This is a genomic window from Myroides fluvii, assembly GCF_009792295.1.
Lineage (GTDB): Bacteria > Bacteroidota > Bacteroidia > Flavobacteriales > Flavobacteriaceae > Flavobacterium > Flavobacterium fluvii_A.
On record NZ_CP039934.1, the window covers coordinates 3,050,434 to 3,071,899 of the forward strand.

The 21,466-nt window shown below is 32.6% G+C and carries 19 protein-coding genes; 12 read left to right on the top strand and 7 right to left on the bottom strand.

Going from position 1 to position 21,466, the window contains the following annotated elements; translation table 11 throughout:
* Positions 1 to 86: 86 nt before the first annotated feature.
* The gene (locus FBR08_RS13630) at positions 87 to 521 is read right to left on the bottom strand and encodes a DUF3408 domain-containing protein (RefSeq protein ID WP_158963216.1); all 435 of its coding nucleotides are present in this window, start codon (positions 519 to 521) and stop codon (positions 87 to 89) included.
* 560 nt (positions 522 to 1,081) lie between these two features.
* Between FBR08_RS13630 and FBR08_RS13635 the strand changes: the two genes are divergently transcribed.
* The 4 genes from FBR08_RS13635 to FBR08_RS13650 all read left to right on the top strand — a co-directional run bounded on the left by FBR08_RS13635 (position 1,082) and on the right by FBR08_RS13650 (position 6,670).
* On the top strand, positions 1,082 to 2,122 hold the full coding sequence (locus FBR08_RS13635; protein ID WP_158963217.1) for a nucleoid-associated protein: 1,041 nt from the start codon (positions 1,082 to 1,084) through the stop codon (positions 2,120 to 2,122).
* Complete coding sequence (locus FBR08_RS13640) at positions 2,100 to 3,602, top strand: hypothetical protein (RefSeq protein ID WP_158963218.1); 1,503 nt, start codon at positions 2,100 to 2,102, stop codon at positions 3,600 to 3,602. Before FBR08_RS13635 ends, FBR08_RS13640 begins: the two co-directional genes overlap by 23 nt.
* Before the next feature lie 30 nt (positions 3,603 to 3,632).
* The gene (locus tag FBR08_RS13645) at positions 3,633 to 4,079 is read left to right on the top strand and encodes a hypothetical protein (RefSeq protein WP_158963219.1); all 447 of its coding nucleotides are present in this window, start codon (positions 3,633 to 3,635) and stop codon (positions 4,077 to 4,079) included.
* Between the two features lie 188 nt (positions 4,080 to 4,267).
* Positions 4,268 to 6,670 (top strand): NACHT domain-containing protein, encoded by a 2,403-nt coding sequence (locus tag FBR08_RS13650; RefSeq protein ID WP_158963220.1) that lies wholly within the window; start codon positions 4,268 to 4,270, stop codon positions 6,668 to 6,670.
* 404 nt (positions 6,671 to 7,074) lie between these two features.
* On the opposite strand, the gene FBR08_RS13655 is transcribed toward FBR08_RS13650, so the two are convergent.
* The gene (locus tag FBR08_RS13655) at positions 7,075 to 7,902 is read right to left on the bottom strand and encodes a hypothetical protein (protein ID WP_158963221.1); all 828 of its coding nucleotides are present in this window, start codon (positions 7,900 to 7,902) and stop codon (positions 7,075 to 7,077) included.
* Positions 7,903 to 8,158: 256 nt separating this feature from the next.
* On the opposite strand from FBR08_RS13655, the gene FBR08_RS13660 reads away from it, so the two are divergent.
* From FBR08_RS13660 to FBR08_RS13690, 6 genes are all read left to right on the top strand, one after another.
* Positions 8,159 to 8,413 (top strand): hypothetical protein, encoded by a 255-nt coding sequence (locus FBR08_RS13660; RefSeq protein WP_158963222.1) that lies wholly within the window; start codon positions 8,159 to 8,161, stop codon positions 8,411 to 8,413.
* Positions 8,414 to 8,434: 21 nt separating this feature from the next.
* The gene (locus tag FBR08_RS13665; RefSeq protein WP_158963223.1) at positions 8,435 to 9,403 is read left to right on the top strand and encodes a leucine-rich repeat domain-containing protein; all 969 of its coding nucleotides are present in this window, start codon (positions 8,435 to 8,437) and stop codon (positions 9,401 to 9,403) included.
* Positions 9,404 to 10,288: 885 nt separating this feature from the next.
* Complete coding sequence (locus FBR08_RS13675) at positions 10,289 to 11,731, top strand: hypothetical protein (protein WP_158963224.1); 1,443 nt, start codon at positions 10,289 to 10,291, stop codon at positions 11,729 to 11,731.
* Positions 11,732 to 12,258: 527 nt separating this feature from the next.
* Positions 12,259 to 13,866 (top strand): FMN-binding glutamate synthase family protein, encoded by a 1,608-nt coding sequence (locus FBR08_RS13680; RefSeq protein WP_158963225.1) that lies wholly within the window; start codon positions 12,259 to 12,261, stop codon positions 13,864 to 13,866.
* Between the two features lie 55 nt (positions 13,867 to 13,921).
* A complete protein-coding gene (locus tag FBR08_RS13685; RefSeq protein WP_158963226.1) occupies positions 13,922 to 14,452 on the top strand; it encodes a hypothetical protein in 531 nt (176 codons plus the stop codon).
* A gap of 232 nt (positions 14,453 to 14,684) precedes the next feature.
* A complete protein-coding gene (locus FBR08_RS13690) occupies positions 14,685 to 15,440 on the top strand; it encodes a hypothetical protein (protein WP_158963227.1) in 756 nt (251 codons plus the stop codon).
* A gap of 31 nt (positions 15,441 to 15,471) precedes the next feature.
* Here FBR08_RS13690 and FBR08_RS13695 read toward each other — a convergent pair whose 3' ends face one another.
* The 4 genes from FBR08_RS13695 to FBR08_RS13710 all read right to left on the bottom strand — a co-directional run bounded on the left by FBR08_RS13695 (position 15,472) and on the right by FBR08_RS13710 (position 18,982).
* Complete coding sequence (locus FBR08_RS13695; protein ID WP_158963228.1) at positions 15,472 to 16,236, bottom strand: nucleotidyl transferase AbiEii/AbiGii toxin family protein; 765 nt, start codon at positions 16,234 to 16,236, stop codon at positions 15,472 to 15,474.
* Positions 16,230 to 17,219 carry a MarR family transcriptional regulator gene (locus tag FBR08_RS13700; protein WP_158963229.1) on the bottom strand — a complete coding sequence of 330 codons (990 nt, stop codon included), beginning with the start codon at positions 17,217 to 17,219 and terminating at the stop codon, positions 16,230 to 16,232. The genes FBR08_RS13695 and FBR08_RS13700 overlap by 7 nt, the downstream gene beginning before the upstream one ends.
* A 147-nt stretch (positions 17,220 to 17,366) precedes the next feature.
* Positions 17,367 to 18,383, bottom strand: coding sequence for a PTS transporter subunit IIC (locus FBR08_RS13705; protein WP_158963230.1), 1,017 nt, complete (start codon positions 18,381 to 18,383; stop codon positions 17,367 to 17,369).
* A gap of 185 nt (positions 18,384 to 18,568) precedes the next feature.
* The gene (locus tag FBR08_RS13710; protein WP_158963231.1) at positions 18,569 to 18,982 is read right to left on the bottom strand and encodes a hypothetical protein; all 414 of its coding nucleotides are present in this window, start codon (positions 18,980 to 18,982) and stop codon (positions 18,569 to 18,571) included.
* Positions 18,983 to 19,373: 391 nt separating this feature from the next.
* Here FBR08_RS13710 and FBR08_RS13715 point away from each other — a divergent pair, with 391 nt between their 5' ends.
* Complete coding sequence (locus FBR08_RS13715) at positions 19,374 to 20,093, top strand: hypothetical protein (RefSeq protein ID WP_158963232.1); 720 nt, start codon at positions 19,374 to 19,376, stop codon at positions 20,091 to 20,093.
* A gap of 149 nt (positions 20,094 to 20,242) precedes the next feature.
* Here the strand turns inward: FBR08_RS13715 and FBR08_RS13720 are convergent, their stop codons facing one another.
* The gene (locus FBR08_RS13720; RefSeq protein ID WP_233266120.1) at positions 20,243 to 20,707 is read right to left on the bottom strand and encodes a hypothetical protein; all 465 of its coding nucleotides are present in this window, start codon (positions 20,705 to 20,707) and stop codon (positions 20,243 to 20,245) included.
* A gap of 320 nt (positions 20,708 to 21,027) precedes the next feature.
* Between FBR08_RS13720 and FBR08_RS13725 the strand changes: the two genes are divergently transcribed.
* Positions 21,028 to 21,453: a MarR family winged helix-turn-helix transcriptional regulator gene (locus FBR08_RS13725; RefSeq protein ID WP_158963233.1), complete on the top strand. Its 426-nt coding sequence runs from the start codon at positions 21,028 to 21,030 to the stop codon at positions 21,451 to 21,453.
* The last annotated feature ends 13 nt before the right edge of the window (positions 21,454 to 21,466 follow it).

Sequence of the window (21,466 nt, forward strand, 5' to 3'; positions counted from 1 at the left end):
AGAGTCTTCTTTATAAATACTTGACTAAAACTTTAATTTTTTTTCTTAGTTGTAACTTCATCCATAATTAGTTTTAAATACAGCATTTAAAATATAGGCTTATTCTTATCATTAAAACTTGTAGTTATCTGCTGTTCAAACTCATTGAAATGATGCTCTAATAAATTGTATAAATAAGCATAGATAGTTAGTTTATTATCTGCGATGACCTGAACAATTCGAGAAAGTATCTTGTGATGCTCAGGATCAATATAAACCGATTTTCCATGACGTGCTATGCTTTTTACATCTTTAAAAAAGAGGTCTTCATACTCCGTGATATCATATTCTTTAGTAAGTGGGAGGGCTTTTTTTACACGCTTTTGTTTCTTAGGTTCTTCTTTTGTTTCTTCTTGCTCATCTCTTATACCAGGAGCATTCAGTTCAGCCTCTGTAAATCCCTTAAGTCTTACGCCGTCAACCATTAGTGCCATCATCGCTTCTTCGTCAATTCTAGGTTTCTTTTTAAATTCTTCGTTCATAATTTCTAGTTTTTTAGCTGTTTATAGTTTTGTCTATTTATGTAGTTAGTTAAATATTATGCTGTCCTTTTAGTTGCAATTCCAGTGTTTCAGACATTAAACTGTGTAAAGATTTTATCAACAATCTATTTGTGTGTTTAATCGTTGGGGACTATGTAAAGTCATAGCTACGATATTGCGTTTGTCCAACCAAAACATTGATTAGACAAATAACTAGAGATATAGACAAAGAATGAAAAAAAGGTATTTGAGTGGCGTACTTGGCGTTAACTAATATGTTTATACACAGTATTTACATTAGAAAAAACATATTGTAAATAAGTTAAAAAAGTTACCGAAAAGGTAACAGCAAGTTATGTTTTGAGGCACTCAAAATTGAGATTCGAGCTTTCAAAACGACTTGCTCTTGCAGAGGGCTAGAAAACTACTCCGAAGTTGCTAGTTTTTTGTTGAAATAGTAGATAGACTCAAAATATTGGAGGGTTTACGGAATTCCGTATCTTATTTTGAAAATGGTTTCATATGTTTGTGTTTTAATATCTTACACACAAACATATATCATGGAATTTCATATTAACCAAGTATCACTTCACCATATTGATATTGATAAACAAGAAATAAAAGAATTTGAAAATGTTGCACTAGAAAATAACTTTAATGAATATATTAACAATATATTACTTAAGTTATTTGATTCTAAAACAAATCATAGATTTTTTGAAATAAAGTCTAATAGTACCCAAGTAGTTGCAAATATACTTAAAATATTGAATGGAGTTGATAAGGCTACATTGACTTATGAGAACTCAAAAAGGCTACTTGAGAAGGAAACAAAAGCACAAGAAAGAATAGCTAGATTAAAAAGAGAAGTACAAAAAGGAAGTTTAATACATATTCAATTAGAATTAGATAGCAAAACCTTTGTAATACTAACCAAGGTTGAATTTGATGAAATTTTAACTGAAAGATACTTGACAAAAGAAAAAGGATTAAATACAAACAATAAAATTTATAAAGCCTTTATTTATTGCCCAGAAGTAAATGAATTGCAAATATTTGATAATAACTTAAGTAAGTTTTGGTGGGATGATTTCTTAGAATTAAAACCAATAATTTCTGATGATGATAATACAAAAAACTCATATCAGGCTATTGATTCTATATTATTAAATCAAAATGATACATATCACACTGATATTGTAACATTACGAGAACATTTATTAGCCTATTATAAAACAAATACAATTTTTAAATTTGATGAATTATTAAAAAGCTTCAAGGAGTATAAACCGCATAATAAATCTTTTCCTATTTCGAGTATAAGTGATAGAATTGAAAATCTTACTAAAAGAGGGAAATTTGATACCCATTTCAATATTAAACAAGATAAAGTTACTAAAACTACAAATAGAAAAATTAAGGTAAATGAGGATATCTCAATTTCTATTAAAAATGCCCCAATAAACACATTAAGTAATCATATTGTTCCTTTTATTGATGAAGGTTCAAAGATACTAAAGATTTATACGGATCAGGGTTATGATGAAATTCAAAAATTAATAGAGGTTAACAGAATTAATGATGACAGAGTTATTGAATAATTTCAATTCAAAAAAAGAAGTTATTAGTATAATAGAAAACGAAAATTTTCAAAAGTATTCATTAGAAGCAGTTATTGAAAAGAAAAATATCAAAAAATTTTTAATAACTAAAAGTGAATATGATATAATTGCTAATAAAATAAAACTTTTAGAGTGTGAATGGTTAATAAAAATTGGGTTCAATTATATAATAAATCATATTGATTATAGTGATTTCAACATAGAGTCTCTAGAGGATAATGATGATAATGAAATAACTTTTTATTTTGAACTTTTTAAAAATAAGAACAGTTTAGTTATAATAAATAGCGATCTGTTTCTTCAACATATTAATAGTATTACTTTAGAAGACAATTTAGACTATTTAAGTCCTAGGATTCAGAAAGGTCTCAATATTCAAAATATTGATTCAGAAGCAAAATTAAGTTCTAATAAAATTGCCTATAATAGTATTTTGGATTTTAAGCAAAATAGATATGACTTAAATTTTCAAAATAATTTTTCTAATCATAGTAAATTTAAAATATCTCCTGAGAATTTAGATTTCTATATTGATAATTGTTCTGATCATGTCTTAAACTTTTATTCAAAAATAAATTTTGTATTATGTTTAGGGTTTATTTTTGATAGAACAAGCATTAGTAAAAATAAAATAACTTTATTAATAAGTAATCAAAAGACAATCAAGTATACTTTAGACTGGAAAGATATAAATCTTGATAACTATCTAGTATATAAAAAAATAGTAGATTGGATCTATTTAGATTCATCAAAAGAAAATGATAGGATTGGAATTGTAAAGAATGTTTTAATATATTATTTAAATGAAAAAACTCCTAATATAGCTATAGATGTATTTGATTCTATTATTACTGCTAATAATATTTACATCAAAGAAAACGTTGAGAACTTTATAAATGTAAGAAATAAAATACATGAAGAATTAGAAAATATTATTTCTTTAATAAATAATGCTATAATAGAATATCAGAAGAAATTCGAAAAAACTATTTTTATTTTTATAACTTTTTTTATCACTAACTATATATTTGAATTTTCAAAATCAGAAAATTTGAAATTGCTTTTCAATAGTAAAACTACTATAGTTGGTCTCTTTATACTATTACTTGGATATATTTATTTTTGGTACTCTAATAAAATTTCTATTGAAGATGTAGAAAGAATAAATGACCGATACATTAAGATAAAAAACCGATTTATTTCATTATTGACTATAGAAGATATTAATTTAATATTAAATAATGATAGTGAATTTAATAATGAAATGATTTTTTTGAAAAAGAAGATCAATAAGTATAATCAATTATGGTATTTCACATTAGTTATACTGTTTCTTATAATTGTAACACCTTTTTTGTATTATAATACTAAACAAGATATATATCTAAAGATAGTATCATTACCAATTATTATGCTCATTTTTATTATTAGATATTTAAAATCTGATAATTTGAAATAAAAACTCCTTAAGATATAAAAATTTGATAAGATGAGTGAAATACAATTTAACATTCAAAAGGAATTTCGAGAGAAACAAGAGAGATATGTATATTATTTAATTGCATTATCAGTTTCAGCAATTGGTTTCTCAATTCATAAAACAAGTAATCAGAATTTGAGTTTTTATCAAATTCCACTAGCAATTGCTGTGGTATGTTGGGTCTTTAGCATTTTTTGCGGTTTGAAATTTTTAAAATATGTTATCAGTTCATTATATAATAATAATAGTTATTTTGATATTATTAATGGAAGATATGATGATATTGGCAACAATGCAGAATATATACAGATTGCCATTAAAGCATTTAAGGAGGCAACAAGTATCAATCAAATAAGTATGAAAAGGTATTTTTCAAGCCAAGGTTATTTATTCTATGGAGGAATGATTCTATTTATAGTTTGGCATGTATTCGAAATGTCTTTGAAGACAACTTAAATTAACTTCTTAATGTTTTTACCTCCTAATATGAATTTATTATGGTATTTATAATAAGTATTAATTCTAATTGTTTGTATCGATTTGTAATTTAATTTTATATTAAACTCGGAATTTAGAAAATATATATATATTTATCAATAACGTCAATAAACTATAGAACCTTATTTAAACTTATAACTAACGATATGCTAGATAAAGATAAACTTCAAAAATTAAAAGAGATACCTAAAGAAACAGATATTCATACTTTGCTTTATGAACTTCTGAATGAAATGAAATATAAAAATGTCCTAATTACTCATGAAAATGGAAATGTACCTGAATATGGAAAAGATTTAATTGCGTCAAGATATGATGATATCGAAGATAAATTCGAATGGACTGCATTTGTTGTTAAAAAAGGAGACCTAACAGGTTCTTCTCAAACAAATATGGAAATAAAAGCACAAGTTCAAGAATGCTTTGATTATCATTTTGATTCATTAAAACATGATAGAATAAATATTTCTAAAGTTAAAATTGTAACGAATGGAAAAATAAATTCTGGAGCATTACAAAAATTTAATAAAGATGAGTTTTATAAAAAACCTAATATTTCTTTTTGGACAGGTGATAATTTGTTAGAATTTATTGATAAATACTATCCTAGATTTTGGTTAGAAGGATCTAATACTTATAAACACTATATTGAAATCTTTCAACAAAATAATAAACATGATGATTTTACAAAAGTAGTAGCCACTACTGATAAAAATATTAAAAAAATTCTAGATAATACTATTAAACAAAAACTGATTGAATTCTATTATGACGAAACTGACGGGAAATTTAAACGAAAATGGTTTGACGTAGAAGACTTAAATAAAGTGACAGAATGTAAGCTAATAGTCGGTGAATCAGGCTCTGGTAAAACAACTCTTTTTAAACAAATATCAAATAATATTATTTTTGAAAATTCAATTAGAAATAATTATGAGTTTTTTCCAATTATATTAAAGTTTATCGATTTAAAATCTTCCAATTTTAATATAGAAACTGCAATTAAGAACTATTTTCAGAAACATACTTTTAAATCCTTATTAATTGATGTTGACGAATTATTAATTAAAAAAAATTATATATTATTTATTGATGCTTTAGATGAAATTGGAGATAAACCTTCAAAAGAAAAGGCTTTAGAGGTTGTAAAAGCATTCAACATAAAAAATCCTGAATTACAAATTATATGTTCTTCAAGAAACTCTGATTCATTACTTGGAGTATGCCGTGAACTTGGATTTAAATACTTTGAAATTAATGGAATCTCAATGAATCAAGCTGAAAGTTTTTTGGGAAGATACTTTGAAGAAGATTCAGCTAAATGTAAAAGATTAGTGAAGTCTTTGAAAGATTCTAGAATTTTAGATAAACTACCAAAAACACCTTTAACATTAACTCTGTTGACATCCTTGTTTGATGAAAATGGATATGAAATTCCAGCAACTATTTCAGATCTCTATAAGTATTTCATTGAAATAATTCTTAATAAGAATATCAAAGAAAGTCATCTGGATCTACTTAAAGTAGGAATTCATAGAAGTATTTTATCATATATAGCAGAAGATTTACATTCTAATAAATTAAAAAGCTTAAGTAAGCATGATTTAGTTATAAAAATTAGTTCTTTTGCAAAAGAAAGAGGACATAAATATAATGTTAATGAATTAATAGATGATCTAGTGCAAAATATTAATATTTTGGTCGAAAATGATAGAGGTGAGATTGAATTTAAACACTTATCATTTCAAGAATATTTTACTGCCTACCAATATTATAGTACCACACCAAATGGAAAATCAAATTTTGTAAACAACTTCAATGATATTTGGTGGCAAAATGTAGCAATTTTTTATGCAGGAATGACTAAAGATTCACCAGAATTGATTGATGAAATTTTAACTAATTCAATTCCTCAAGAGTTTCATGAATATTTAATTAATACTGCTGGTTTAGGTTACCTTATACAAGCTCTGTATAATACTCCAATGAACGATAGATTAAAAGTAATTGAAACTAATCTTGAAAATATTAATAAAGCTCTTAGATTTATTATAGATACAAATGAGGAAAAATATCTTGAAATTAAATCTTTTCTTCATACATCGTATGGAGCGAATAAAATTTTAGCTCATTGGTATGAATTTCATCATTCTTCTATAACATTAAAAGAACCTTTAGAAAGCTTATTCAATGAGATGATATCATTATTACAAAAAAATGAATTTAATGACAAAAACGAGAAAAAAAATCTTGAATACTCAACTTATCTAGTTGCTTCTACTCTTCAAAATATCGAGTTTGATGATTTTGAGAAATTTAATAAACTAATAAATTTAATAGAAAAGGATAACTACATTGTTCAAGGACTTATTGATTCTGATTCTAACAATAAATTAAAAGAATTAACAAAAGAAGATAAGCGTAGAAAATCAATTAAAAAATTTGAACAACGATTGAGGTTTTTAGATGGACAAAAAATTATTGATAATGTAAATGTTTCTATTAAAACAGGAGAGAAGCTCAAACCTTTACGAAAATTTAAAAAGTAGACAATAGTTGTAAAATATTTATTATTATAATCAAATAGCTTTGGACAGAAGAATTATAATATTTTTTGTATTTTAGTATTTAGAATCGAAACGATTCCATCATAGCATAAAACTTTCGTAATAAGGTGCTCACTCCAATCCAAAAAAGTGAACAGCCCTATTTATAAAGCATACGGCATAAAAGAGGCTAACCCTCTTTCTCCGTAAAGAAAACCGATAACGAGCGTTATCGGTTTTCTTTATTTACCCCAAATAGGAACTTTACTCCCTTTTAAGTCATAGGATAAAATACAACAGCCTAACTATGTTGTATTTTTTTACGTAGTAATAAGCTGAACAAAGACAAGTTTAGCGTAGGAGCAGGGCCTACAGCATTTGATATTCCCTTTGTTGGATCCTGTAGATTAAAGCATATACGTACCAAAATACTGCTGTAAAGCTTCCTTATTGTACTTATCTTCTCCACGCCAGTAGGTAACAAAAGTCCAATCGTGTTTTCCCCTTGTAGGTCTGTCATAGGAAGTAGGTTTTAGGAGGTCGATGCAAGCTAGTATTTCGATTAGTACCTGACGTTCCTCTTTTGTTGATTTAATAACGGCTGCGAGGTTTTTCTCTAATGCACTAGGATAGTCATCCGGCTGAGAATTTTCGATAACGGTTAGTATGTTGTTGAAAATCTCGATGTCTTCTGTTGTGGGGTCTGGAATAGCTGCTGCTTGTAGTTGTTCTAAGTCAAATAAGGTGTAGATCAGATCTCCGTGTCTGACACCTCCCCATTTTATTCTTTCAAAGTTTAATACATTTAGATCTACCTTATCGTAGCATTCATTTCCTATAATGCCATATTTCGAATCTCTACATACGCCACAGGTGTAGCTGATGTGTGTTACATTTCCGTGTGGATCCAAACTTTGTCCACTTACCACTTTGGTGTATTGGTGTGGCGTTAGTTGCTTGGCAATGAAATAAGAAGATAAACCAGAACGCCTATCTAATCGTCGGGTAGATAAACTACTCAGAAAAGCTTTGGCAACGTGCTGTGTGGAAATATTGGGAAGTATGTCGAGTATCAGAGCCAAACATGCGTCATGCGAAATTGTTCGGGGATCAAACATTAGTCCTTTTTCCTTGGCATAGGCAAGGTCAGCCGGGGGCGTGTGTCTATCTTTTTTGTCGATCCATCCGCTTTTCCAATACGTTTTGAAAAGTATGTTTTTGGCCTTTTTGTCCATCTGTATTCTTGTTTTCTTTACGAAAATAAGGATTTGTTCCTTATGGAGAGCTGTATTACACCTTTTAAAGCTTATTTCGGTTTTTACAAGTGAAGTAAAAGAGAGAGATTGTTGATAGGGTTGTACAACATAGGCGAACCGTTGTTTTACCATACAACCACCAAAAATCAATAGAATCAGGGAGGTAAAACCGTTGTTTTTATCCTTACTTTGCAGGCAGTAAATCTTCTAGAAAAAAAAGGGAAAAAGATACAACATGAATCCAAAGAATAAGGAAATCAGGTTAACTGGAGCAGAAGCCTTACAGATTATTGCTTCTCTAGATCAATTTGTACAATCTGTAGACAAAATAAGAGCCTATCATGCGGATCCAAGGAAAAACAAAACACAGGAAGAACAACAGAAAGCGCTAGCAACTTATATAAGTGAACCAGAAGTAACGTACAATTCAGCGCTTGCTATCAATAATCCCAATACACAAAAGGTAAAGGAGTTGTTAGCATCTATTTAACTTAAAAAAAGAGCATAAGACATGAAAAAACATACGTATACTTATACAGCACGTTGTAAAGCACTAGTTATCTTTAGCAAACCAACGGCAGATTTGTACGATGAGCCTTATTTGAATGAAATAGAAGAGTTGTCTATTGATAATGCTTTTGCTTTTCAGGTTGATTTAACGAAATTTCCTCAAGTAAAAAGACTTTTTATTGCTTCGAAAGATCCTTATACCATTGAGGACCTTGTTCATTTACAACAGTTAGAAGAACTAAATACCAATTGTTTCTTACCTGAAAACACAAAGAAAATGAAGCAGTTAAAGAAGCTAACACTAAGTGATCAAGCGCTGTTATGCGTGCCAAAAGACCTTAAAGATTCATCCGTTACTTGCTTGACCCTTCACTACTATCAAAAAGGAGATCCTCCCATTCCAATGCCTGCTTTTGTGTATCAAATGACCAAGCTAGAGCAGTTGGAATTGACGTTGTGTAATTTTTCAGTACTCAGTGAAGAAATTAATAATCTAACCCAATTGAGCGTATTGGAATTGAAATGCTCCATGACTTATTTGGAAGATTTCCCTTCGTTATCGGGTTTAATTAACTTGCGCCATCTCGTAGTGAATGGTGAAACAGTACAAGGGCAATTGAGACCCAAGTTTGCGCTTTTTTCAAAAATTTTAGAGCAGGTATGTCAACTTGGAGAACTGGAAACGTTAGATATCGGAAATTGGTATCCAAAGAACCAAAAGGAGCGAATTGCTTTCGAGGGAAAGAAAAATTCCCTGCCCGATATTTTTGCGAGCTTCCCCAAGCTCAAGAAATTGTATATCACGTGGATGAAGTTAGATTATTTACCGCCTACTATTTTTAAAATGTACACGTTGGAGGAATTGAATATTATCTCAAACTACCTAGCAGAGGAGGAGCTCCACAGCCTACAGCAGGAACTTCCTCAACTTAAAATCGTCGGTAAAGGGCACAATACAAGCCGTTTTTAATTCCAATAAATAGGAGGGTTAACTGAAAGTGAAACTGAAACTGCAAGAATTTGTCATTATTGTCGACAAGATGACGGGCTTCATCATTAGGGAGGCTGGTTTTATTTTAAAGGCATAGATTGTAATATTCCGACCGGTTCTAATAGTTTTACCTTTGACTTAACACCAATAAATGACAAATTCAGTATTGGTTTTCATTATGACAGTGCTTTGACTTTTTTTGATAAAAAAGAGAGTCTTGTTCAAATTCAATTTGAAGCCAAAATCTATTGGACAATTGACAAAGAACTAGAGCGTGAATAAGTGGCCTATACATTAATATCAATCGTATTGATAAAATGTATATTTTATGGATAGACTGAGAAATTCTCTTTCCCCTTAAAATAAATCATTAAACAGTATATTTGATTCAGAATCAAAATATTCCAGTCATAGTTCATAAGTTTTAAACTTTCTGAATTAGATGCTCACCTCTATTAAAAAATGAACCTCCCTATGGATAAAGCATATGAAGTAAAAGAGACGAATCCTTTTTCTTTGCGTTTATTTTACAGAATTTTCACAAAAAGCAAAAACAATTACCTATGTTTGATTAGCTAATTGTTTTTGCTATCGATCATAAGTTCTGTTAGTGGAGCACTTAAAAAAACGCCAATGAGTTACGCAAAATTTCAGAAAGAAGCTGGTATATACACAACGTGGATACGGACAAATAATCTCCCACACTTGGATTGGGAGAATGAAGACAAGTAAATTGACGGGAACTCCGTGGGAGGAAGATAAAATTTCTCAAACTTTTCCGATACTGTGTAAACTTTTTGATTATAATTGGAACTAATATTAGTTTAATCTACATCAATACAGCTCTATTCTAAAAAAGGATAAATGAAAAAACGACTATTTTTATTGTGCCTATTGGCTTTTGTACAACTGTCAATTGCACAGGAAGTCATGCAGTTTAAAGTGAGTAAACCCTATTGTGTGTTTAATTTCATGGAAACAATGACGACGCAACAAGGAGTTTCTCCAACCTTGAGAGAATACATCGTGCCAAGCGTCACAAAGGATAGTGTTTTTAGACAACTTTGTGTTGATTTTAAAAATTTAAAACTCGATTATCACTATCAATTAGAGGGCTATCCAGCAAATAGAAATTCCTACCGATCAACGAAAGACTTACTGATTATTGCTTTAGTAAACGCAAATACGATAGCTGAATTTAAGCAGAAGTCGATCGGAATTTTACCCCATAGTGAGCAGCAGAAATTAGTAACTCTTCTTGAACAAGCCGCTGCTTATTACGATGTTTTAATCTGGAAGGATCATGCAGAAAAACTAGAGGAACAACGAGAAAAATTAGAGGCTTACGTCCCGCAGTCAACGGAACTATTCGATAAGATTCGACATTTTTATCGCTCAACTTGGACGGCAGATATTCCGTTTCTTGTGAGTATTTATCCGATTCCTGGGCAAAGGGGAATTTCAACAGCTACGCCTCATGCCAATAGCCTTTGTATTGGTGTTTTGACGGATGATACACGAGGGATTGAACGAATGGGGGTTGTTTTTCACGAAATGTGTCATACACTATTTAATGAGCAAACGCCAGAGTTTCAACAGCAAATAGAACAGTGGTTTGAAGCGAGTACCTCTCCATACAAACACTATGCTTACACCTTTTTTGATGAAGCCTTAGCCACAGCAATAGGAAACGGTTGGGTGCATAAAAACATCAGTGGGAGCCTACCTACAACAGATTGGTACCACAATGAATATATCAATGGATTTGCAAAAGAACTCTATCCATCCGTTGAGGAGTACATGGCCAAACAACAACAAATAGATCAATCTTTTATTGATCAGGCCATTGCTTTATTTGCAGCGAAATTTCCCGATACACGAACTGATTATGGCGTCCTGCTCAATCGAGTTTCTATTTATAGTGATGCCGCAACGAATACGGAGCGAATGGAGATTAGAACAGCACTCGGTAGCCATTTTCAAATGACTCATATCAGTTTATCGTCTCCAATTTTAGACCCACAAAGCTTGGAATCTCTAAAAAATAGCACCCAAACACAAGTCATTGTCATCAATAAAAATCACCAAGAGACTTTGAGTGCTTTAAAGGAGTTATTTCCGCAATTGTCAAAAATAGCACCTACTGATCTAACGGATCATACACTTTTGAGTTTTTACGATAAAGGGAATAGACCTATTGTTATTTTGTATGCTTTAGATGATAAGGGAGTGCAAACGCTTGCGCAAAAAATGAAGGCGTTGAAATTTTTTGATGCAAAGAAAATCATCCAAAGCGAAGTAGAGTAATGTTTAATGAAAACTACAGCGCTAAAAAATAAACGTGCCTGCAAGAAACGGAGTAACCATCAACCGCTCTGTGGTGTTTATCAGTTGGATATATTTGAAAATCAGCATGCTGCATGTTGCAAATCGGATTGTCATCATCGTTTTTGCAAGCGGTGCATATGCAGAATAGAAAAACAAAAACGGTGATTCGGTAACTGCGTTTTTTCATAACTTATTTTGTTGAAAAGAGGAATAATGATAGTCAAAACTAGAGGGTAATTTTGAATACTTTTTGAATTTCTTTTTAAAGTGTATTTTTTTTGTCAAAAGGGTGATTTTTAAAGAAGCCTATACAACGTACCGGAATAGCAACTAGTTTTTGATTTAGGTTTGCGTATTAATAATTATACGACAAATGGTTAATATTATTTTATTATTTGTTTTTAATCTTTAAATTTAGGGTTAAATAATTAGTATTATTTTTATTTTGAATCAGTTTCATTCTTTAGCTGATTTGTTATTATTAGAATTAAAAAAACAAGTAAACTATGCGCAAACAATTCGTTATTTTTTCAACTTTACTTTTGGTTGTCCTGCTTCTACTTTCTGTATTTTTAAATAAGAATTGGAGCATTTTTTTTGTAATTGTTTTAATATTTGTGATTATGGGGTATCAGGATATGTATCAAAAGAAACATACCCTGAGGCGTATTTATCCGGTTTTTGGTCGACTTCGCTATGTGATGGAAGAGCTTCGACCAAAAATGTATCAGTATTTTATTGAATCCGATACAGACGGTAAACCGATTAGTCGTATTGACCGTGCGACTATTTATCAACGCGCTAAAAAAGAATTGGAAACGATTCCATTTGGAACACAATTAGACGTTTATGCGGAAGGATATGAATGGATGTGTCACTCGATTGCTCCCAAAGCATTTGATACGTTAGATCACAATCCTCGCGTATTGTTTGGTAATAAAGACTGTAAACAACCGTATTCAGCCAGTATTCTCAATATTTCGGCCATGAGTTTTGGTTCTTTAAGTGCGCAAGCAGTAGAAGCCATGAATGGTGGTGCTAAATTGGGTAATTTTGCGCATAATACAGGAGAAGGGGGAATAAGCCCGTATCACTTAAAAGGCGGCGGAGATTTGATTTGGCAAATTGGTACGGGATATTTTGGCTGTAGAGATGAAAAAGGAAAATTTGACGGGAAGTTATTTGCTGAAAAGGCGAAATTGTCTAACGTTAAAATGATCGAATTAAAAATTTCACAAGGAGCAAAACCTGGTCACGGAGGAATACTTCCTGCCTCTAAAAACACAGTAGAAATTGCGCAAATCAGACATGTGCAACCCCATACAATTGTAGCTTCTCCACCGTATCACTCGGCGTTTAGTTCACCGTTGGAATTAGTTGCGTTTATCAAGGAATTACGTGATTTGTCAGAAGGCAAACCTGTAGGGTTTAAATTGTGTATCGGACACAAAGCAGAATTTATATCGATTTGTAAGGCGATGGTTCATTTGGATACCTATCCTGATTTTATCACGGTAGACGGGGGAGAAGGAGGAACAGGAGCAGCACCTCAAGAGTTTTCAAATTATATAGGAGCCCCGATGTTGGACGGATTGGCGTTTGTACATAATATTTTAACCGGAATGGGGATTCGTCAACACATTAAGATTATCGCTTCTGGAAAAGTAACGTCTTCGTTTCATATAGCACGTGCCATGGCTTTAGGTGCAGATACCTGTAATGCCGCTCGCGCGATGATGATTGCCATTGGCTGTATTCAAGCGCTGTTGTGTAATACCAACCAATGTCCGACCGGAATTGCCACCCAGAATCCTAAACTGACGATAGGCTTGGATGTTGCAGATAAAAAAACGCGAATGGCCAATTATCATAAAGGTACAATCGAGAGTTTTGTAGAATTATTAGGTGCTTCAGGACTGGATGATATGAAAAATATCACGCGCTCGCATATTTATAGACGCGTTTCATTGAACGATATGTTGACGTATGAAGAGATTTTTCCTTCTGTAGCGGTTGGAACTTTGCTTGCAGGAAATATTCCAGAGCGATATAAACAAGACTTTGAATACGCCAATATGAATCAATGGGGGATTTCAAATGCAAAACAGGCCTAGTTGTAGCTGGAGTTATTTCAGTCCATCTCTAACGTAGTAAAATGCCTTTTTGAATATGAAAGCGTACCTAAAAATAATAGCATGTACAGGTATGATGCTCTTCTACAGTTGCACTAAGAGAGAGTCCAATACCCATATCGCAGTTGAAGAAGAAAAGATTGAAATCCAATCAGAACCCATCAAAACTACAGCAGTAGAAGTGGGAGTGTCTGATCGGATAGTTGGAAAGTATTATGTTGTATATTTTTCAAATTTTTTATCTGATGGATTTGAGTTGTTAATTGAAAAGCCAAAAGACTATTTCATACTTTATGCAATGGAATTTAAAAATACAGGTGAAATTATTTTTGATGATTTGACTGAATTCTATGATTGTGGTAATGGAGTCTTATCCATACAAAAAGGAGCATGGAAGGTAAATGAGGCTGGAATTTACGAGCTAACTTTTGATGGAAAATATGCACTTGATTTCAATTTTCACAGCGTTTCAACCTATCGTCTAGAAGCGCTGAAAAATGGTAGTTTAAAAATGAAACTGATTGAAGTATTGCGAAGAGATATCGCTGACTATAGCTATGATAAGTAAGAGGATTCAAATACGAAGAAGAAAAGAGATTGTAAATTTAAATACTTAATTTAGATGGAGTTGCTAAAATAAAGCTTGTACAACTTTAAAACCGCCGATTTTATAAAAGACATCGAATGGGGAGTATAGCAGTACAAGATGCATTTTGTCAAAAAAGGTGTTTGAAAGCCGATACATATTAATTTATAATTTATCTTGCAGTTTATCAGTTAACTGATCAAAACGAAAAGACATGCAATCAAACAAAAGCTTATCTAGCAAATCCCAATTGACAATGCAATACAGTATCCTATTCATCAGTATTTTTTTTTCTATCTCTTCATTTTCCCAATGTGATCAAAAAATATTGACGGGTTCTTTTGATACTACTGTTTTTTCTTTGCGTTGCCCTGCTTATCAATATTCTTTTTCACCCCATAATACAACTGAAGTTTTAAATATTTTAGATCATAACGACATCAATTTAGTAAAGAGCGAATACTTGACTGTAGAAGCCCGTATTAAAGATCGCGTTTTGAGCAAAACCAATGCGTACTTTTTAGCGCATTTGAATTTTTATACGCTAGAAATCGTTGACTTGGATCGAGTAGAGGATTTTAAATATCGCGTTCCAACAATGGATCTAACACAGTGTCCTGCTAAGTATGTGGTTCATTATTATTTTGAGCCTCTTGAAAATGTAAAATACTGTGTTGGCTTTGCCTTAGACGATAAAATGAAAATAATCAGTACGGATAATTTTCCCAAAGGACAGATAAAACCCTTTCAAAATACGACGGTTTGTGCGCTATATGATTTAGGTGCAAAATATTTAAACCTTCCTACTGCGGATTTAGATTTAATTGTTTATAAAAATAAGTTTTATTGGAGCTTAGTAGAAAAGGTGAACTACAAAAGTGGGCAAAATAAACAACAAAAAGTAATAATTAACGCTGCTGATTTGAGCGATTATATTATCCTGGATGAGGTTGTGTCTGTCGATTTTTAATTGGATGATTCGGGGGTGGGGGTATTCTTTTTTACAAATTGAATGTCTTTAGAAACAATTGATAAAGGTCTTCCACATTTACATTTCCTGCACCCATTGTTTTAAAGATTTGCTTGTCAGGTAAATCTCCATGTACAGCCTTATTAAAATCCTCGAGATCTTTTTTAATAACAGGAGGTATAGAAAATCGATCTTCTGAATTTAGCAGGAGTAATAATCTAAAAATATCAGTCTTGTGTTTTTTTAATTGACGTTCGTCTATGCTTTCTCCATTTTTTTTGCGCGTTGTATAATCTAAAAATGCTTTTGCTTTCAGGCATATTAATGTTTCTGTATTAGCGAGGTGAATGGCTTCATTTAATTTGCTGTTTTCTAAGGTAAAGGTATAATAATCATCGTCCATTAAAATAGCTGAAAGACTTGAAATTTCTGCATTAATAGGGATTGGAGTTAAATGTGAATTTTCTCTTAAATCGATTAGGTCTGGAGTTCTTGAAAACAATTCAATTTGAAAAGGGAATTCTTGATTTTGAGGATTTAGAAAGCGGTAGTATTTTCTATCTGCTGCACTTTTCTCTTTTACTTCATAATTACCTTCTTTTATAAAATCCCAAAAATGCTCCACAAAAGCAGGGGTTAAGGCTTCTACTACTAAAATAAGATCAATGTCTTTTGTTGCTCTTGGAATTAAACCAAAGGAGTCCAAGGCAATGTCACAGGCTGTTCCGCCTATAATTATATAATGATCTGAATAATCTTTGAACTGCTTTCTGAAAATTTCTAAACCTCTTACCATATATATTTTTCTATTATTTGGCCTAGTGCCATATCCGTTCTTTCATCAATAAATCCGTCTTTTAAACTTAAATATAAGGATAAAGGATCTATATTGTTCTGTTGTGTAATGCCTTTTGCTACTATTTCTGGATTATATTTCCATATTTCGATCATATAATTCCCATCTTCTTGATTGAGGTTTATAAATTTATTTTTCTTTTCAAGTTCATGAAAATGGGTTCTATCGATTGCGAAATGCTCTTGATGACTTGGATTCATATCGGTATATTCTTCTAAAGCAGTATGGTTTGAACGCAAGAAATGTGCAGGTTTGTTATCCGTATAAACCGTTTTAAAAATTGGATTGACAAAAAAATCTTCTGCTTGTTTCCATAATGCTTTACCATCTGAATCAAATACAATGCTCTTTTCTTTTGTACCTACAACTTCAATTAAGGCTAGATTTTTTAGATTTTTTACAGCCTTTGTAATGCCCATTTGGGTATATTGAAATTTTTCTGCGAGTTCCTTAAAGGTGTATTGACTTAAGTTATCTTCTCTATGTAAAATATGATAAAGAACAATTACTTGAGCTGAGGGCAATAATTGAGCTTTTTTTCTAACCCCTTCTTGTTTCTTTATGTTTTGAAAATCGATTAATAATTCAGCAAGAAATAGCTGTTTTCCTGGACAAATAAAACTGATTTTATAGTCAACTAATCTTTTTCTATTTACCGCTGTAATCTCTTCTGTAATTACTACAACGGGATTATCAAGTATGCTTCGAATTACCTCAATTTGGTTTCTTACTTGCTTCGCATTAAATGGATCTTCTTCCGGTAGTTTTAGGAATAGTAGTTCGCGATCAAACAGTTTAGTTATATAGAATTCATACTTACTTTTGAAAAAAAACGGTAGTTTACTTCGCGTTTCCTCAGGTAGTTTACGTAGGTCTATTTGGATTCCTAAGACCCTATGGATGTATTCTTGTAGATTTTTCATACTAATAATAAACTTAAAAACAATATAATAAACCTTGTGTATTTATTATACAAATATAGGTTTATTATAGTGTAAATCAATGTATTATTTCTTTTTTATTTTGATTATTACACTTCTTTTAATCGAAGATAGAGACACCTCCATGCACTAAAACAATTTCATATCTCCCTCTTTGATCCACTGTTTCTTTTTCATGACATAGTAAATCAGGTAAGATAAAATCGCAGGGCCTATAAACTGTAGGCCTACTATAGTGAGGATAATATAAGAAGAGGAATAGGAGTCTTTCATGGCGTTAAAAGTTCCGATTTGACCCACTAGTCCGCAGTTTCCCATGCCCGATTCTAAGGCTGTATTTTGCATGTCAAAAAACAAAATGGCAAGGGGACCTAGTATAGCTGATGCTAGGGTTGGTGGAATCCAGATCTTCCAATTCTTGTAAATATTGGGCACTTGTAGCATACTGGTACCCAGTCCTTGGGCTAGTACTCCTTTGATGCCATTGTCTTTGTAGCTAATGGTAGCAAATCCGATCATTTGAGCGCAACACCCTATGGTAGCGGCTCCGGCTGCTAAACCATCCAATTGCAACATCAAACACAAGGCGGCCGAGGAAATGGGTAAGGTCAGCACCATACCTACGACTACGGCTATCACCATGCCCATAATGAGGGGGTTAGATGCCGTTGCTAGTATAATCACTTGTCCAATCCATAACATCAGTTGATTGACACTCGGTCCGATTAATTGCGCCAAGGCTACACCCACTAAAACCGTAACGATGGGCGTTATTACAATATCTAGTCTCGTTTCTCCCGCCACTGCTTTTCCTACTTCTACAGCGATAATACTTGCAACAAAAACACCTAAGGGACCACCCAATTGATACGCGGCTACTCCCACAACCGCAGAAGAAAATAAAACCAATTGAGGCGCTCGTAAGCTATAGGCAATAGCCAAGGCGAGTACCGGACCAGTCGCCTGATTCGCAAAAGGCCAAACCACCTCTTTTAAAAAAGAAAGATTAAATTCTTCTCCAATTGTTTTGAGAATGGTTCCCACGAGTAAAGTGGCAAATAAGCCATAGGCCATAGCCCCCATAGCATCAATAAAGTATCGCTTACTTGAAATTTGAATGTCTTTTTTTCGAAGGAATTGTCGCATGAATTTGTCGAATTGATGAAAGTTAATGCCCTTGGTACAAGGTGGGGTTCCTGGATGATTGGCAGTGAAAATAGCAATTAATTACTTTGTCTGTATAAGAATCTTTGCATTTACTAAATTAGTCTTAAACCAGAAAAGCCGTTCAGCAGTCGCTATAACCTTGATTGAGGTAAATGCGCCTTGTTTTACTTAATCTTCTTTTTAGAAAAATAGCCACCAAGTACAAAAGTAGGTAAAACAAGTTGGATGCCAAATAAACTAAAAGTTACAGCTTTAGCTCCAGTTTGATAGGAGTTTATTATGTTGTGTTTAGAAAAACCTTGTTCTGTAAAATCCTCCAAAAATGTTAGCATAACAAACAAGAAAAACACAAATGCATGGGCGAGTAAATAATGGGCAATTCCCAATAGCCAAGGTTCTTTAATTCTTTTGAAGAGATAGAGGCCAGCTAAAAAAGTACTCAATAGGGGAATGGAATACATTACATTTGAGAGGGTATGTGGCAGTTTAACCCCATAAATAAAATACAAGAACAAGAAAATAGCTATCCAAGCATAGAAGGTGGAATAAAGCGCATATTTTAGCGATTGTTTATTCATAATTGCAAAAAGAGATTATTTTTTGGTTGTAGTAAAATTAAAGATAATTAGTTTAAACCAGCTAAAAATAGGCTGATTATTAGTGTAGTAAAAAAAGCAATTTATATCACATTGTTTAAAATTTTATATTGCATTATACTTCCATTCCATCTTCGATTCAGCTTTGTAATTGTGGATTATCAAATCAACACTCCCTAGTGTAGAGGTGAAATTCAGAAGCTTCGTGCAAAATTCACAGGGATTTTTCGTTTTGCTAGCTTGGAAACATGGCGTGATGCAGTAGAGATACCTCCGTTTTTATACGAAAACAAATTGTTCTTTTTTCTTGTAAAGCTTTACTTTTGTGTAAGAATTCAAACCATATGGTAATGGAATGTAATGCAGCATAACAATGAGAACAATAAAATTTATAGCTAGCGCCTACCCGAAAGAGCATCAAATCGAAGCGTTTACTTGGTCAGGTCGATTGGATGAATCGGGAAAATTGTGGTTTGACCTTCATCTTAAAACACAAGATTATTATCGAAGTGAAGGAGAAGAATATAGTGAAGAGGAAGAAGAAGAACTAGAGGATGATACTCCTTATACAAGCCTAGTGGAATGGCAATCTAAAAGTGTTTGGGACAACTACCACCAGTGTATCTTATCGTCTGTGTATTGGTCAGATGAAAAGGGGATTTTACTTTGCGATAAAGGCGAATCTTTTCGTTTTGATGCTTTGCATAATAAGGTATTTTCGCTGGATGCGCTTCCCTTGTCCGATGATAAAATAGAAAGTGATTTAGCCTTTGGAATTTATTTGTTGGGGCATGATTTATGTGCGAACCATCGACTTGTCTTTACACCGCTTGATCAGGGTACTTGGGATATCAAGTGGGAGGGGAATATCGCTTTAGCTTATGGAGGATTTTACGAGTATATACACGAGTTTCAAGCTCATATTACTGATGCTGTTTTTGAAGGTTTTTACTTTCCGACCTCTTGGAGTATAGAAGAAGCAACGACTAGATTTAAAGCGGTATTAGCGGACTTTGAAAACTACGAGTTCCTAGATAGAAATCCAAAGAGCAACAAACGCGAATATAAGTTGATGTTATTGAAAAATAGTTAGTTTCTTTAAAAGAATAAACAAACAACAACAGGCGGGGATGACTGCTTGTTGTTTCAGGACTTGGAGGTAATAAAGTATCTCGTACGATTGATCGAATTCAAAAGTGTACCTTGCGATCAGTTGAATTATGGATTTTATATACCGTACAATTACAATTTGGTGTTGATTGGAAAATTAAAACGCACAGACGTAGTAAATCCTTCGATGGGGTGGAGGTTGCCTTTTTTGGCGATCGATATTCCGTAACCAAAGTCCAGTTCAACAAAGGTCGCAAAGGACAATCCCACTTTCGGGGTTACGGTATAGGGCGTTAGTTCCGCACGTCCGAATAAACCGATATAGTACATTTCAGAATAGTAAGTTCCCGCTACTTCAGGAATAACAACAAATTTACCCTCAACCCACGTCAAATTAGCCGTAGCATCTACTTTGACGATATGACTCGAATTGAGTTCTGTAGCATAGTAAAGCCCCGCTTTGAACATACTTCTGTTTTGGTATTGATAGCTGATTGAAGGTCCAAAAAGGGATTCTTGGGCGTTAATTTTTGCTGTACCCCCCAGAAATATACACAGGGCAGTTAACGCTAGTTGTAGGCTATGCTTTTTTTTCATCCTCATCGTTGGATATTCAGTGCTGTTTTGATTGCGTTCCATGTTGTCAGGGCTCCTTATTTTCTTTTGAGTCTTATTCAAGAGTAAAGGTAACTTTTTATTGGAGGATACCCTATCCCTAAAATTGGGGGTTTTCCTATGTTGGATGGAGAAAGCAGAACATAAGCAATCCGAATGGTAGAGTAGCAAGGGAATACGAGAGATTTTTTTTTATAGTATAAGGGCATAGGAAAAAGGCAGAACTATTAATGTTTTGTAAAACTATATTGTGCACAATATAATAAGTATACCTTTGTCTAACAGTTTATAATTTCAAACAGATGAAAGATGCGTTAGAGCTTGAAAACCAGGTTTGTTTTCCGATATATGCGTTAGCTAAGGAGATCGTCAGTCAGTACCGTCCCCACTTAGAATGCTTGGATCTTACTTATCCGCAATACCTTGTACTACTGGTTTTGTGGAAGGAAAAAGAGCAAACGGTGGGTCAGTTGGGAGAAAAAGTGTTTCTAGATAGTGGTACACTAACGCCTTTGCTCAAGAGAATGGAACAAAAGGGACTGGTCATCAGAACCAGAGGGCCGGAGGATGAGCGTGTGGTAAAATTATCCTTAACAGAAAAGGGAAAGGCGCTAAAAGAAAAGGCTAAAGATATCCCACAAAAACTAATGGAGTCTATGCAAGTGACAGAAAGTGAGCTCCTAGAATTAAAAAATATCGTATCCAAAATTCTAAATAAACAAAAATGAAAAGGAGGTATGG